General features: G+C 61.6%; 13 protein-coding genes. 8 read left to right on the top strand and 5 right to left on the bottom strand.

Going from position 1 to position 13,413, the window contains the following annotated elements:
• Positions 1 to 56 precede the first annotated feature (56 nt).
• From J2857_RS08490 to J2857_RS08475, 4 genes are read left to right on the top strand one after another with little or no spacing between them, the layout of a single operon-like run.
• Complete coding sequence (locus J2857_RS08490; RefSeq protein ID WP_210009668.1) at positions 57 to 1,631, top strand: ABC transporter ATP-binding protein; 1,575 nt, start codon at positions 57 to 59, stop codon at positions 1,629 to 1,631.
• The gene (locus J2857_RS08485) at positions 1,621 to 2,712 is read left to right on the top strand and encodes an ABC transporter permease (RefSeq protein WP_210009667.1); all 1,092 of its coding nucleotides are present in this window, start codon (positions 1,621 to 1,623) and stop codon (positions 2,710 to 2,712) included. The genes J2857_RS08490 and J2857_RS08485 overlap by 11 nt, the downstream gene beginning before the upstream one ends.
• A complete protein-coding gene (locus J2857_RS08480; protein WP_210009666.1) occupies positions 2,712 to 3,638 on the top strand; it encodes an ABC transporter permease in 927 nt (308 codons plus the stop codon). The genes J2857_RS08485 and J2857_RS08480 overlap by 1 nt, the downstream gene beginning before the upstream one ends.
• Before the next feature lie 47 nt (positions 3,639 to 3,685).
• Complete coding sequence (locus J2857_RS08475) at positions 3,686 to 4,759, top strand: BMP family ABC transporter substrate-binding protein (protein ID WP_210009665.1); 1,074 nt, start codon at positions 3,686 to 3,688, stop codon at positions 4,757 to 4,759.
• Positions 4,760 to 4,900: 141 nt separating this feature from the next.
• On the opposite strand, the gene J2857_RS08470 is transcribed toward J2857_RS08475, so the two are convergent.
• On the bottom strand, positions 4,901 to 5,947 hold the full coding sequence (locus tag J2857_RS08470; protein WP_210009664.1) for an NAD(P)-dependent alcohol dehydrogenase: 1,047 nt from the start codon (positions 5,945 to 5,947) through the stop codon (positions 4,901 to 4,903).
• 204 nt (positions 5,948 to 6,151) lie between these two features.
• Between J2857_RS08470 and J2857_RS08465 the strand changes: the two genes are divergently transcribed.
• The gene (locus J2857_RS08465; RefSeq protein WP_210009663.1) at positions 6,152 to 7,060 is read left to right on the top strand and encodes an AraC family transcriptional regulator; all 909 of its coding nucleotides are present in this window, start codon (positions 6,152 to 6,154) and stop codon (positions 7,058 to 7,060) included.
• Here J2857_RS08465 and J2857_RS08460 read toward each other — a convergent pair whose 3' ends face one another.
• Positions 7,061 to 7,420 (bottom strand): DUF4087 domain-containing protein, encoded by a 360-nt coding sequence (locus J2857_RS08460; RefSeq protein ID WP_210009661.1) that lies wholly within the window; start codon positions 7,418 to 7,420, stop codon positions 7,061 to 7,063. It lies immediately after the preceding gene.
• A gap of 188 nt (positions 7,421 to 7,608) precedes the next feature.
• Here J2857_RS08460 and J2857_RS08455 point away from each other — a divergent pair, with 188 nt between their 5' ends.
• Together J2857_RS08455 and ilvC are read left to right on the top strand one after the other, a co-directional pair.
• Positions 7,609 to 8,247, top strand: a complete 639-nt coding sequence (locus J2857_RS08455) for a TetR/AcrR family transcriptional regulator (RefSeq protein WP_210010087.1) — start codon at positions 7,609 to 7,611, stop codon at positions 8,245 to 8,247.
• Between the two features lie 39 nt (positions 8,248 to 8,286).
• The gene (ilvC, locus tag J2857_RS08450) at positions 8,287 to 9,306 is read left to right on the top strand and encodes a ketol-acid reductoisomerase (RefSeq protein WP_210009659.1); all 1,020 of its coding nucleotides are present in this window, start codon (positions 8,287 to 8,289) and stop codon (positions 9,304 to 9,306) included.
• A gap of 21 nt (positions 9,307 to 9,327) precedes the next feature.
• On the opposite strand, the gene J2857_RS08445 is transcribed toward ilvC, so the two are convergent.
• Together J2857_RS08445 and J2857_RS08440 are read right to left on the bottom strand one after the other, a co-directional pair.
• Positions 9,328 to 9,714 (bottom strand): type II toxin-antitoxin system VapC family toxin, encoded by a 387-nt coding sequence (locus tag J2857_RS08445; protein WP_210009657.1) that lies wholly within the window; start codon positions 9,712 to 9,714, stop codon positions 9,328 to 9,330.
• Positions 9,714 to 9,923: an AbrB/MazE/SpoVT family DNA-binding domain-containing protein gene (locus J2857_RS08440; RefSeq protein WP_210009655.1), complete on the bottom strand. Its 210-nt coding sequence runs from the start codon at positions 9,921 to 9,923 to the stop codon at positions 9,714 to 9,716. Before J2857_RS08440 ends, J2857_RS08445 begins: the two co-directional genes overlap by 1 nt.
• 162 nt (positions 9,924 to 10,085) lie before the next feature.
• On the opposite strand from J2857_RS08440, the gene J2857_RS08435 reads away from it, so the two are divergent.
• Positions 10,086 to 11,312, top strand: coding sequence for a PLP-dependent aminotransferase family protein (locus J2857_RS08435; protein ID WP_210009654.1), 1,227 nt, complete (start codon positions 10,086 to 10,088; stop codon positions 11,310 to 11,312).
• An 83-nt stretch (positions 11,313 to 11,395) separates the two neighbouring features.
• Here J2857_RS08435 and J2857_RS08430 read toward each other — a convergent pair whose 3' ends face one another.
• The gene (locus tag J2857_RS08430; protein WP_037082113.1) at positions 11,396 to 13,297 is read right to left on the bottom strand and encodes a CASTOR/POLLUX-related putative ion channel; all 1,902 of its coding nucleotides are present in this window, start codon (positions 13,295 to 13,297) and stop codon (positions 11,396 to 11,398) included.
• Between the last annotated feature and the right edge of the window lie 116 nt (positions 13,298 to 13,413).

The following is a 13,413-nucleotide window of genomic DNA, read 5'->3' as shown; positions in this document are numbered from 1 at the left end:
CGCGTTGCCCTGAAAAACCTCGAAGAAGGTAGGCCCGCGGTGAACGAGGGGGTTCAGTGACGTTATCCGAGGGTCCGGCGGCCGTTCCGCTTCTGTCGGTTCGAGGTTTGACCAAGCTTTTCGGCAGCTTCGCGGCTTGCAACGCGATCGATTTGGATATCGGCTCCGGTGAAATTCACGCATTGCTCGGTGAAAACGGCGCCGGCAAGTCCACGCTGGTAAAGATGCTCTTCGGCGTGTTGCAGCCAAGCGCCGGCCAGATCCTCTGGCAAGGTGCGCCGGTGACGATCGCCTCGCCGGGTGAGGCCCGTCATCTTGGCATCGGCATGGTCTTCCAGCATTTCTCGCTGTTCGAGGCGTTGACGGTGGCGGAAAACATCGCGCTGTCGCTCGACCCGAAGATTTCGCTTGCCAGGATATCGGACGAAGCGGCGTCGCTTTCCAAGGCATACGGCCTGCCGCTCGATCCTCAGGCGCATGTGGCGGACCTGTCCGTGGGCGAGCGCCAGCGCATCGAGATCGTCCGGGCGCTGCTTCAGAATCCCAAGCTGATCATTCTCGACGAGCCGACTTCGGTCTTGACCCCCCAGGAGGCCGACCGGCTGTTCGAGACGCTGTTCAAGCTGAAGGCCGAGGGCCGATCGGTTCTCTATATCAGCCACAGGCTGGAGGAAGTGCGCCGCATCTGCGACCGCGCCACGGTCCTGCGCCACGGCAAGGTTACCGGCGCCTGCGATCCCAAACAGGAAACCCCAGCCTCGCTCGCCCGCATGATGGTGGGCTCCGACGTCGCCGAAGTCCATCGGGACAATGCGGCAGCACTCGGCGATATCTGCGTCGAGGTCAGCAATCTTTCGGTTCCGGCGCGTACACCCTTTGCCGTATCGCTCAAGAAAATCACCATGAAGGTTCGCGCCGGAGAGGTGCTGGCGATCGCCGGCGTTGCGGGCAATGGCCAGGGCGAACTCTTCGATGCGCTCTCGGGCGAATATCCGGTCGCCGAGGACGAGGCGATCCGCATCCGCGGCAAGGCGGTCGGCCGCACCGGGATCAACGGCCGCCGGCTGCTTGGCGCCGGGTTCGTGCCGGAAGAGCGCCATGGACACGCCGCCGTCTCCGCCATGGCGCTTTCGGACAATCTCCTGCTTGCCCGCAGCCAATCGGACAAGAAGGCCTTCCTGTCCGGCGGCGCCTTTTCCGTCATCCGCTTCGATGCGATCCGCTCCGCCACCCGCCGCATCTGCGAGGCGATGGACGTCCGCAAGAGCGGCGAGGATCCCCAGGCAGGCTCGCTCTCGGGGGGCAATCTCCAGAAATTCATCGTCGGGCGCGAGCTCGACCGGCAGCCCTCCGTGCTCGTCGTCAACCAGCCGACCTGGGGCGTCGACGCCGGTGCCGCAAGCCGCATCCGCCAGGCGTTGATCGATCTTGCCAAGTCGGGCTCGGCAGTCGTGGTGATCAGCCAGGACCTCGACGAGATTTTCGAAGTGGCAACCAATATCGCCGTGATCTCGGAAGGCTGCCTCTCCGAGCCCCATCCGGCCGGCACGCTGACGCTGGAACGCATCGGTCTGCTGATGGGCGGCGTCCATGAAAGCCACTCTGTTCCGGAGGCGGCGAATGCGCATTGAGCTCCAGAAGCGCGCCCGCGTCTCGACGCTGTTTTCGGTCCTGTCGCCGCTGCTGGCGCTCGCGCTGACGCTCGCCTTCGGCGCCATCATGTTCTGGCTGCTCGGCAAGAACCCGGTGAGCGCTCTCTACAGTTTCTTCGTCGAGCCGCTGCTGGAAGTCTGGTCGCTGCACGAACTGGCGATCAAGGCAGCACCCTTGATCCTGATCGCGGTCGGCCTGTCGGTCTGCTACCGGTCCAACAACTGGAATATCGGCGCCGAAGGCCAGTTCACCATCGGCGCGATCACCGGCTCGATCCTGCCCGTCATGTATCCCGCCTGGCACTCGCCGATCATCCTGCCGCTGATGCTGATCCTTGGCATGCTGGGCGGCGCGCTTTACGCCGGCATACCGGCGCTCCTGAAGACCCGTTTCAACACCAACGAGATTCTGACCAGCCTGATGCTGGTCTATATTGCCCAACTCTATCTCGACTGGTTGGTGCGCGGTCCCTGGCGCGATCCGCAGGGCAATAATTTCCCGATCACCAAGACGTTTCAGATCGAAGCCGTCGTGCCGGAAATTCTGTCCTCGTCCGGCCGTGCCCACTGGGCATTCATCTTTGCGATCGTGGCGGCCGTGGCGCTGTGGTTCATGATGCGCTTCATGCTGAAGGGCTTCGAGGTCTCGGTGCTCGGCCAGTCGGAGCGGGCAGGGCGCTTTGCCGGCTTTTCCGCCCGCCGCATGGTGTGGTTCTCGATGCTGCTGTCGGGTGCGCTCGCCGGCCTTGCCGGCATTTCGGAGGTTTCCGGCTCGATCGGTCATGTCCAGCCGGTCATCTCGCCTGGCTATGGTTTCACGGCGATCATCGTTGCCTTCCTTGGGCGGCTCAACCCTCTTGGGATCATCGCTTCAGGGCTCGTGCTGGCGCTGACCTATCTCGGCGGCGAGGCGGCGCAGCTGTCGATCGGCATTTCGGACAAGGTCAGCCGTGTCTTTCAAGGGTTGCTGCTCTTTTTCGTGCTCTCCTGCGATACGCTGATCCACTACAGGGTCCGACTGATCTTTGCGGGCACAAAAACGGCGGAGGTAAGGGGCTGATGTTCGAGGCGATCCTTCTCACCGTCATCACCGCATCGACCCCGCTGGTTCTCGCAGCCCTCGGCGAACTGGTGACCGAGCGCTCCGGCGTGCTGAACCTCGGCGTCGAGGGCATGATGATCATCGGCGCGGCCTGCGCCTTCGTGGCCGCGCAACTGACGGGCTCCCCTTATATCGGCATCCTCGCCGGCATTTTTGGGGGCGGGGTCTTCTCGCTGCTCTTCGGTTTCCTGACGCTGACGCTGGTGGCCAACCAGGTCGCGACCGGCCTTGCGCTCACCATCCTCGGTCTCGGGCTTTCCGGCCAGATCGGCGAGGCCTTCGTCGGCCAGCCGGGCATCAAGCTGCAGCCGATCGTTTTTCCGTTCCTTTCGGATATCCCGTTTTTCGGTCGCGTCCTCTTTCGCCAGGACCTGATCTTCTACGTATCGATCGCGCTTGTCGTCGGCATCAACTGGTTCCTGTTCAGGAGCCGGACCGGACTGAAGCTGCGGGCGATCGGCGACAGCCATGCCTCCGCCCATGCGCTCGGCATCAACGTCATCCGCACCCGCTACCTGGCGGTCATGTTCGGCGGCGCCTGTGCCGGACTTGCCGGGGCTCAGCTTTCGCTCGTCTACACGCCGCAATGGGTGGAGAACATGTCGGCCGGCCGTGGCTGGATCGCGCTGGCGCTCGTCGTGTTCGCCTCCTGGCGGCCATGGCGGATTTTGGCCGGCGGGTACCTATTCGGCGCCGTCGGGATCGGCCAGCTGCACGCGCAGATCGTGGCGCAGAACCTCGGCATCGTCATCCCGTCGCAGTTCCTGTCCGCACTTCCTTATGCGGCGACTATTGTGGTGCTGATCATCATTTCGCATAATCGTCGCACGACGCTGATCAATACGCCGGCCGCGCTCGGGAAACCCTTTGTCCCCGACCGGTGACCACGGAACCAAAAACAAAACGTCTTCAAGCCAATAGAGGTTAGGAAATGAAGAAGCTGATTATCGCCCTTGCCGCATCGGCCGCCCTGATGGGCGGTTTTTCGACCGGCGCCGAGGCCCAGGAGAAGAAGAAGGTCTGTTTCATCTACGTCGGTTCGAAGACGGATGGTGGCTGGACCCAGGCCCATGACCTCGGTCGCCAGCAGCTCGACAAGGCACTCGGCGCCAAGGTCGAAACGCCCTTCCTCGAAAACGTGCCGGAAGGCCCGGATGCAGAACGCGCCATCGAGCGCATGGCCCGCTCCGGCTGCTCGCTGGTCTTCACCACGTCCTTCGGCTTCATGGATGCCACCGTCAAGGTCGCCGCAAAATTCCCTGACATCAAGTTCGAGCATGCGACCGGTTTCAAGGCCGGGCCGAACCTCGCGACCTACAATTCGCGCTTCTACGAAGGCCGCTATATCCAGGGCCAGATCGCCGCGAAAATGTCGAAGAAGGGCGTCGCCGGCTACATCGCCTCCTTCCCGATCCCGGAAGTGGTGATGGGCATCAACGCCTTCGAACTCGGCGCCAAGTCGATCAACCCGAACTTCAAGCTGAAGGTCGTCTGGGCCAATACCTGGTTCGACCCCGGCAAGGAAGCCGATGCCGCCAAGGCGCTGATCGACCAGGGCGTCGACATCCTGACCCAGCACACGGACACCACCGCTCCGATGCAGGTCGCCGCCGAGCGCGGTATCCTCGCCTTCGGCCAGGCCTCCGACATGATCGCGGCAGGCCCGAAGACGCAGCTGACCGCGATCGTCGATACCTGGGGTGCCTACTACATCAAACGCACCAAGGCGCTGCTCGACGGTACCTGGAAGTCCGAGCAGATCTGGGACGGCCTGAAGGATGGCATCCTGACCATGGCGCCCTATACCAACATGCCGGACGACGTGAAGGCCATGGCGGAAGAGACCGAAGCCAAGATCAAGTCGGGCGAACTGCATCCGTTCACCGGCCCGATCAACAAGCAGGACGGCACGGCGTGGCTGGCCGCCGGCGAAAAGGCTCAGGACGGCGTTCTGCTCGGCATGAATTTCTACATCGAGGGTGTGGACGACAAGCTGCCGAAGTAAGGCGAAGCGGCCGGCGCAGCCGAGGAAACGATCAGGGAATCGGTTCGAACGCCGAGCGCCGGCATCTCAGCGCCGGCAATGGCGGGCATAGCAAGAAGGGGCGGTCCTCGGACCGCCCCTTCTGTTTCGACGTTTTTGATTTCAGGCTGCCAGCGAAGCGATATCGATGACGAAGCGGTAGCGCACGTCGCTCTTGATGACGCGCTCATAGGCTTCGTTGATATCCTGGATGTTGATCTTCTCGATTTCCGAAACGATGTTGTGTTCGCCGCAGAAATCCAGCATTTCCTGGGTTTCCTTGATCGAGCCGATCATCGAGCCGGACAGGCTCTTGCGGCCGCCGATGACCGAGAAGGCATGGACCGGGACCGCGTGTTCCGGGACGCCGACCAGCACCATCGAACCGTCGAATTTCAGAAGGCCGAGATAGGCGTTCCAGTCGATCGTCGTGCCGACCGTGCAGATGATCAGGTCGAACGTGCCCGCGAGCTTGGTGAAGGTCTCGGCGTCGCTGGTGGCGTAATAGGCGTCGGCGCCGAGCTTCAGGCCGTCGTCCTTCTTCGACAGGGTCTGGCTGAGGACCGTGACGTCGGCGCCCATTGCATGCGCCAGCTTGACGCCCATATGGCCGAGCCCGCCCATGCCGACGATCGCGACCTTCTTGCCGGGGCCGGCATTCCAGTGGCGCAGCGGCGAATAGAGAGTGATGCCGGCGCAGAGCAACGGGGCTGCGGCATCGAGCGGCAGGTTGTCCGGGATCGACAGGACATAACCTTCCTTGACGACCACGGAGTCGGAATAGCCGCCATAGGTCGGCGTCGAGCCGTCACCTTCGACGTCGTTATAGGTCTGCACGAGACCCGGCATGTAGTGTTCGTTGTCGAGGTCGCGGGTCGCGCAGCCGACGCAGCTGTCGACGAAGCAGCCGACGCCGACCTTGTCGCCGACCTTGTACTTCGAGACAGCCGAGCCGACCGCCGTCACCGTGCCGACGATCTCGTGGCCGGGAACCATCGGGTATTTCGAGAAACCCCATTCGTTGCGGGCCTGGTGGATGTCGGAATGGCAGACGCCGCAATACTGGATCGAGATGACGACGTCGTCGGCATTCGGTTCACGGCGCTCGAAGGTGAAGGGCGTCAGGGGTTTCGACGCGTCGGTCGCGGCATAGCCTTTTGCGATAGCCATGGGAGCTCCATTCATCTGTTGGGTTGGGAGGAAATTGGACGGCCGGACTATGCTCCGCCTACCCGCAAGGGTGTTAGACCGATCCTCTGAGCTTTTTGCATGATCCTGCAAAAAAATGAGGCGGCACGCTATTTGTGCGGCACGAAAGGCATCCTAACTAGGGCCAGTCGAGACGCCGTTCCACTTCCAGAAAGAGCCGCCAGCATGACCCTGCCTTTCAACCGCTATCAGGAGATCGCCTCGATTGCGGCACGTTTCGTGCCGGATGAAGGGGAATATCAGACCGATGTCGAGGGGCTGGTGATCAGCCGGCGCTCCACCCCCAGCGCCCCGTGCCACGGCAGTTACCGTCCCTGCCTCGCCATGGTCGTGCAGGGCAAGAAGAGCGTGCAGCTCGGCAGCGACAGGATCGATTACGGGCCGGGGTCCTATCTTCTGACGTCGCTCGATCTGCCCGTGACATGGCGCGTGGTCGAGGCAAGTCCGGAACTGCCGCATTTCTGCATGACGCTTGCGATCAACAGCGAAAAACTGCTCGACCTCCTGAGCCGCATCAACATGCAGAGGCCTTCGGCCGCCGCCGCGGCCCAGCGCGGCATCGTTGTCAACGACGCCACGCCGGAAATGTCCGATGCCGCCGTCCGGTTGCTGCGTTTGCTCGATAGTCCGAGCGACATCGCCGCGATGGCGCCGCTGATCGAGCAGGAGATCCTCTACCGCGTTCTTATCGGACCCGCCGGGGACCAGCTGGTCAACATGGCGATCGCCGACAGCCAGGGCAATCGCATCGCCCGCGCCATCGGATGGCTGCGCGAGAACTTTGCAAAGACGCTGCGCATCGAGGAGCTCGCCGAGCATGTCAACATGAGCGCCTCCTCGTTCCATCATCACTTCAAGTCGATCACGGCAATGACGCCGGTCCAGTATCAGAAACAGCTTCGGCTGCACGAGGCACGGCGGCTGATGTTGTTCGAGCGGCTGGATGCCGGCACGGCCGGGCATCGCGTCGGTTACCAGAGCCCGTCGCAATTCAGCCGCGAATACAGCCGCCTCTACGGCGCCTCGCCTGCGAGGGACGTAGAGGCTTTACTCGAGACCGCGGCTGCCGGCTGATCAGCCGGGGGAGCCGAGCGTCCTGTCGCTCCTGCATTGCGACAGCTTCACCTGCCTGAACGACAGGATTTCGACTATGTGTACATCATCCGTTTCGACGCGCATGCAGCCGCAGGCATAACCGTAATTCCCGTTCGTTCGCACATAGTCCCGCTCGGAAATATCCGGGATCAGATCCATGCCTTTCGGCTCGTCTTCGCTGCCCTGCGAACGGATGACCCACGTGCCTTCGGCATCGTCCAGCCACCAGTTGCCTGGCGTCGGGTTCTGGATCCAGCCGCAGCGGTTTTCGGCAGCATGGGCGAAGGCCGGCAGGGCAAGGAAAGCCAAGGCGGGGACGGTGCCGTATATCCGCTTCATGAAGGATCTCCTCTGATCATTCGGGCGCCTTGCATCGCCCTCAAGAAGCTCTAGCGCAAAATCGTTCCTCCTTGATGACCGCCCCCGAAGAACGGACTTGACGGCGGCGGCGGATGCTTTATACGGGCAGAACCGTACCGTACGGTACGCAAAAGGATTTAAAAACCGTGAGAGCCGATACCACCGACATGCCCGAATTTTCGCCGCGCCAGAACGCCGTTCTGGAGCAGGCGCTTCGGCTGCTCGTGGAAGGCGGCGAGAAGGCGCTGACGACGTCCGGTCTTGCCCGCGCCGCCAACTGCTCCAAGGAAAGCCTCTACAAATGGTTCGGCGACCGTGAAGGCCTGCTGGCGGCGATGATCGCCCATCAGGCGAGCAAGGTACGCACCTTCGAGCGCTCCGGCGAACGGCTGACCGCCGATCTCCTGCGTGACCACCTCGAACTTTTTGCCTGCGATCTGCTGCAAGTTCTGGCCGGCGACGTTTCGCTGGCGCTGAACCGGCTGGCGATCGGCCAGGCGGCCCGAGACGGATCGAAGCTCGGCAAGCTTCTGCTCGAACACGGCCGCCGACAGATCGACCGCCGCGCCATGGCGCTGATCGACCAGGGAAAAAGGGCAGGGCTGCTGCGTTTCGACAATGCGGACGCCGCCTATCATACGCTTTACGGCCTGATCGTTTCCGACCTGCATGTACGCATGCTGCTCGGCGAGCCAGGCCTCAAGGACAATGCGCGCCAGGCGGAGAGGGCGGTAGTTGCCTTTCTCGCGTTGCACGGCACGCAAAAACAATCGGCGGACACGCTCGGCGTCTCCGCTGGGCGATGACAGACATCAACAAACCTCAGCATAGGGAAGGGAAAAACGATGCGCGTTTATTATGATCGGGATGCCGACATCAATCTCATCAAGGCGAAGAACGTCGCCATCATCGGCTACGGGAGCCAGGGTCGTGCGCATGCGCTGAACCTCAAGGATTCGGGCGCCAAGAATGTCGTGATCGCGCTGAAAGCCGGTTCCGCGACCATCAAGAAGGCTGAAGCCGACGGCTTCAAGGTGATGACCGTCGCCGAAGCCGCCAAGTGGGCCGACCTGATGATGATGGCGACCCCGGACGAACTGCAGGCCGACATCTACAAGGCCGAGATTGCTGGCAACATCCGCGATGGCGCAGCCATCGCGTTTGCCCACGGTCTCAACATCCACTTCGGCCTGATCGAGCCGAAGGCTTCCGTCGACGTTGTGATGATCGCGCCGAAGGGCCCGGGCCACACGGTTCGCGGCGAATACCAGAAGGGCGGCGGCGTTCCCTGCCTCGTTGCCGTTCACCAGAACGCTTCCGGCAACGCGCTTGAACTCGCTCTCTCCTACGCCTGTGGCGTCGGCGGCGGCCGTTCCGGCATCATCGAAACCAACTTCCGAGAAGAATGCGAAACCGATCTCTTCGGCGAACAGGTCGTTCTCTGCGGCGGTCTCGTCGAACTGATCCGCGCCGGTTTCGAAACCCTGACTGAAGCCGGCTATGCGCCGGAAATGGCCTATTTCGAATGCCTGCACGAAGTGAAGCTGATCGTCGACCTGATCTATGAAGGCGGCATCGCCAACATGAACTACTCGATCTCGAACACAGCCGAGTGGGGCGAATACGTCACCGGTCCGCGCATCATCACCGAAGAAACCAAGGCCGAGATGAAGCGCGTCCTCAAGGATATCCAGACCGGCAAGTTCACCTCGGACTGGATGCAGGAATACCGCGCCGGCGGCTCGCGCTTCAAGGGCATCCGCCGCATGAACGACAGCCACCAGATCGAGGAAGTCGGCGCCAAGCTGCGCGGCATGATGCCCTGGATCGGCAAGAACAAGCTGGTCGATAAGAGCGTCAACTAAGACGAGTGCTCCGGGGCGGAATCATATTTCCGCCCCGGATTTTGAAATATACGTGACGTGCGGCAGGTTTTCGAAATGCCGGTCGCAGGTCAACAGATCGGCGTCCAGGAGCCTTGCTGTCGCGTAGATGATGGCGTCTGCGGTCGAGAGCTTGAAACGGAGAGAAGCTTCGGCGGCATCCCAGGCTATCTCGGTGCCGAGTTCAACGACGATGCATTCGGTCGTATAGGACATGAAGCGTTCGGCAGATTCCTCGCCCTTCTCCCTTGTCAACCATTTGCACATTTCCATTTGAACGATCGTCGGCACGATCAATTCGTGCGGTTCAGGTATCTCGTCCGCCAAGCGTGAAGCCAGGGAACTGTCGATCAGCCACTCGATCCATGCGGAACTGTCGACGATGCGCATTAGTAGCGATCGTTCCTGTCCCGATAATTGCTCGTGTCGGCGCCCTTTGCTATTCCTCTCAACTCGTCTCGCGTCGGCACCGGAACGAGAACGACGCTCTTGCCCTTAGGGATGAAGGCAAATTGCTGGCCAGCTTGCCAATTATGCTTTTCGCGAATCTCCTTGGGGATGGAGATCTGGAATTTGGAGGACAAGGTTGCTGTCGTCATAATCTTACCTTCGGTGGATCGATATGGTATCCGTAAGATAATGCCGTTGCGGGCAAAATCAAAGGCGAAAAAATCGCCGCAACTTAATAGGTCAGTCTTGCTGACCTATCGATCTTTGTGTAAAGATGGCGCATAGAAAATTGAAATAAGAGGAAACATCCCGTGCTTGATTGGGAACAACTCTTTGCGACGCGCTCCAGCCGCATGCGCGCCTCTGAAATCCGTGAACTGCTGAAGCTGCTCGACCAGCCGGATATCATCTCCTTCGCCGGCGGCATTCCGGATCCGGCGCTGTTTCCGGACGCGGCGTTCAAGGAAGCCTATTCGGATATTTTTTCCGGCCAGCAGGTCAACGCCGCGCTGCAATATTCTGTCAGCGAAGGCTACAAGCCGCTGCGCGAGTGGATCGCCAAGGACGTTGCCAAGATCGGCATCGACTGCACGCCTGACAACGTTTTCATCACCTCGGGTTCGCAGCAGGCGCTGGACTATCTCGGCAAGCTGTTCCTGTCGCCGAAGGATACGGCGCTGGTTACCTGGCCGACCTATCTCGGCGCACTTTCGGCTTTCAATGCCTATGAACCGAATTACGACCAGCTGTCGCTGAACGGCAATCGCACGCCGGAGGCTTACCGCGACACTGCGGCCAAGATCGGCGGCAGCGTCAAGTTCGCTTATTTGTCTGCGGATTTCTCCAATCCGACCGGCGAGACGGTTGATCTGGCCGGCCGCGAAAAGCTGCTGGCACTTGCCGACGAGCTCGATATCGCGATCCTCGAAGATGCCGCCTATCAGCATCTTCGGTATGACGGTGAGGCCATTCCGCCGATCATGGCGCTCGACATCGCCCGCCGGGGCGGTATCGAAAACACCCGCACCATCTACAGCGGCAGCTTCTCGAAGACGCTGGCGCCCGGTCTGCGCGTCGGCTTCGTGATCGCGGCGATGCCGGTCATCCGCAAGCTGGTGCTGATGAAGCAGGCCGCCGACCTGCATTCCTCGACGATCAACCAGATCGCTATCGAGCACGTCGCCTCGCGCGGTTTCGACGCCCAGGTCGCCAAGATCAGGGCAGTCTACAGCAAGCGTCGCGATGCGATGCTGGCGGCACTCGACAAGTATATGCCGAAGAACGCCACTTGGACGCGCCCGGAAGGCGGCATGTTCGTGTGGGTGACCTTGCCGGAAGGCATGGACGGCGCCGAACTGCTGGCAAAATCGATTGCCACGGAAAAGGTCGCCTTCGTTCCGGGCAAGGCGTTTTATGCGGACGGCAGCAATGCCAATACGCTGCGCATGAGCTTCTCCTGCGCCGACGAGACGATGATCGACGAGGGCATCAAGCGGCTCGGCCGCCTGATCTCCAACGCGATCCGCGCTGCTGCCTGATCGGTCGAAACATTCGAGCGTAAAAAAGCCTGCCGCAGAACGGCAGGCTTTTTGTTTACCGGACCTGCTTGTTCGGCAGTCCGTCAGTCGGCGGCCAGGACGATAAGCATGTCGCTGTCGGTATAGGTGGTCATTTCGGTGCGGGGCGGATTGACGACGACGCCGCCGAGGTTTCTGGCATCGGCATCGCCCGGGCGCTGGCGGCGATGGCCGATGGCGATTTCGCCGCGGCGAAGGGCCGCGAGCGCCACGGTGAAGAAGTTCACCGGCTTCGAGATATCGACATAGTCGCCCATCGGCCGCATGTAGATTTCGGAACCGGCCTCATCCAGAAGCTCGTCAAAGATCGCCGCCATGGATTCGTTTTCGGAGGCCTGGGCAAGCATAAGGCTGACAAGCTTGTTGCTGACGACGAAATCCTCGGCACGGGTGACTTCCGCAAGCTCGCGGTTACGCACGTCGATCATCTCGCTGACGACGCTGATATGCTTTCCGGCCGTCTCGCCGATCTTGCGGAGTTGCAGCAGAGTAATCAGCGTGCGGGTATCGGCCGATTGCGCCATCATACTGTCGCTATAGCCGAGCACCAGGACGTGGTCGTAGGAGGGGATATCGAGTGCGTCGAGCGCCGAACGGCTGCTGGTGTCGATCACCCGGTGTTCGACGGCGAGCAGAGCCTTGTCGAGGTCGAGCGATGCGATTTCGCCTTCGAATTCCGGTGTGTCGGCCGCAATCGTCAGCCGCGAGCCCGGCGCCACGTAGCGGGCAAGCTCGGTGGCGATGATCGGGCCGCGGCGGTTCCAGCCGAGGATCAGCGTACGCTCCGCGGTCTTGGTTCGCTTGACGATCGCCTTGATGGCGTTCTTGTCGATGCCCATGTCGCCGGACCAGGTTTTGATCGCACCATCGTCTTCGGCGATGATGACCGCGCGGTCGCTGGCGACGATCACCTGATTCGGGTTGGGGTTGAGATGAATGGCGCCGTCCTTGTCGCAGAGGCCGATCAGAGTGCTGTTCTCGTAGGCGAGGACGGCATTGCCGAAGGATTTTCCGACGAGATCGGGCTGTTCGAGCGTGTAGATCTCGCAGCCGTCGAAATCGAGCAGCTCGGAATAGACCGCACTCAGGCCCGCCTGGCGGCTGGTATGAACGACGATGCGGGCGATCAGGTCGTCGGCAAGCACGAGCTGCATCTCGCCGCCGCCGACGATCCTTGCCACTTCGGCATTGTCGGCGTTGCGGATTTCCGCAGCGATCATGTATTTCTCCGCCCGGCGGTTCGGATCGTTGACCAGTGCCAGCACGGTCTTGATCACTTGCGGGTCCGCGTCTTCACCTTCCGGTGACAGCACGATGATCGACCGCGACGTCTGCGGGTTGACGATCCCGAGGTCGTAGAGATCGGTCGGGTCGCCGCTGCGGCAGATGATCTTGGTGTTCTTGCGGTCGGCGACCTTGGTGGCGATCTCGTCTTCCATCTCCACCTTGTCCTTGTTCGCCATGATGACGATGCGGGGATTGCGGCGGCTCTGGTTGGCGATGACGAGCTCCGAGATGACGTCGAAGATCGAGGGCGACCAGTTGAGGATGATCGTGTGCTCGGTTTCGAGCACCCGCGAGCGGCCCTTGCGAAGCTCGTCGAGCTTTTCCTCGAGGCCGGACGAGATGACGCCGATCAATGCGGAGAAGACGAAGATGCCGGCGAGCGTCACCAGCAGCATGATGATGCGGAAGCTCCAGCCCTGGTCTGCGCCCATGGTGCCGGCATCGAAGGTGCGCATCAGCGATTCCCACGTGCCTTCTATGAAGCCAAGCGGCTCGCCGCCTTCCGGCGCGATCCCGGTGGCCGCGAGGATCGCCCCCGCGATCATGATCACGACCAGCGATATCAACGCCAGCCAGCCGATCAGCGCGATCGCGCCCCCCGCCATGCTCTTGTCGAAACCATAGCGCAGTCGCGCACCCAAGTTTTCCCGGCTTTTCATCTTCCATCCCCGAACTATACCCTGGTGCAGGGGATGGCAGGATTTGGTTGCGAAACAATTGAAGGGGCGGGTTTTGCGCCGTCGTTGTGCCGGAATGATCTGAGCACAGTAAATTT

This window comes from Neorhizobium galegae (assembly GCF_017877055.1).
Classification (GTDB): Bacteria; Pseudomonadota; Alphaproteobacteria; order Rhizobiales; family Rhizobiaceae; genus Neorhizobium; species Neorhizobium galegae_D.
Note: the sequence above shows the minus strand (reverse complement) of the source record. Positions and strands in the feature narration are given on the sequence as shown.

Bases quoted from the DNA above. Each gene is read 5' to 3' on its own strand.
- J2857_RS08480 (WP_210009666.1), top strand. From the start codon at position 2,712: ATGTTCGAGGCGATCCTTCTCACCGTCATCACCGCATCGACCCCGCTG.
- J2857_RS08460 (WP_210009661.1), bottom strand. From the start codon at position 7,420: ATGAAGCGGATATACGGCACCGTCCCCGCCTTGGCTTTCCTTGCCCTG.
- J2857_RS08445 (WP_210009657.1), bottom strand. From the start codon at position 9,714: ATGCGCATCGTCGACAGTTCCGCATGGATCGAGTGGCTGATCGACAGT.
- J2857_RS08430 (WP_037082113.1), bottom strand. From the start codon at position 13,297: ATGAAAAGCCGGGAAAACTTGGGTGCGCGACTGCGCTATGGTTTCGAC.
- ilvC (WP_210009659.1), top strand. From the start codon at position 8,287: ATGCGCGTTTATTATGATCGGGATGCCGACATCAATCTCATCAAGGCG.
- J2857_RS08485 (WP_210009667.1), top strand. From the start codon at position 1,621: ATGCGCATTGAGCTCCAGAAGCGCGCCCGCGTCTCGACGCTGTTTTCG.
- J2857_RS08475 (WP_210009665.1), top strand. From the start codon at position 3,686: ATGAAGAAGCTGATTATCGCCCTTGCCGCATCGGCCGCCCTGATGGGC.
- J2857_RS08465 (WP_210009663.1), top strand. From the start codon at position 6,152: ATGACCCTGCCTTTCAACCGCTATCAGGAGATCGCCTCGATTGCGGCA.
- J2857_RS08455 (WP_210010087.1), top strand. From the start codon at position 7,609: ATGCCCGAATTTTCGCCGCGCCAGAACGCCGTTCTGGAGCAGGCGCTT.
- J2857_RS08440 (WP_210009655.1), bottom strand. From the start codon at position 9,923: ATGACGACAGCAACCTTGTCCTCCAAATTCCAGATCTCCATCCCCAAG.
- J2857_RS08470 (WP_210009664.1), bottom strand. From the start codon at position 5,947: ATGGCTATCGCAAAAGGCTATGCCGCGACCGACGCGTCGAAACCCCTG.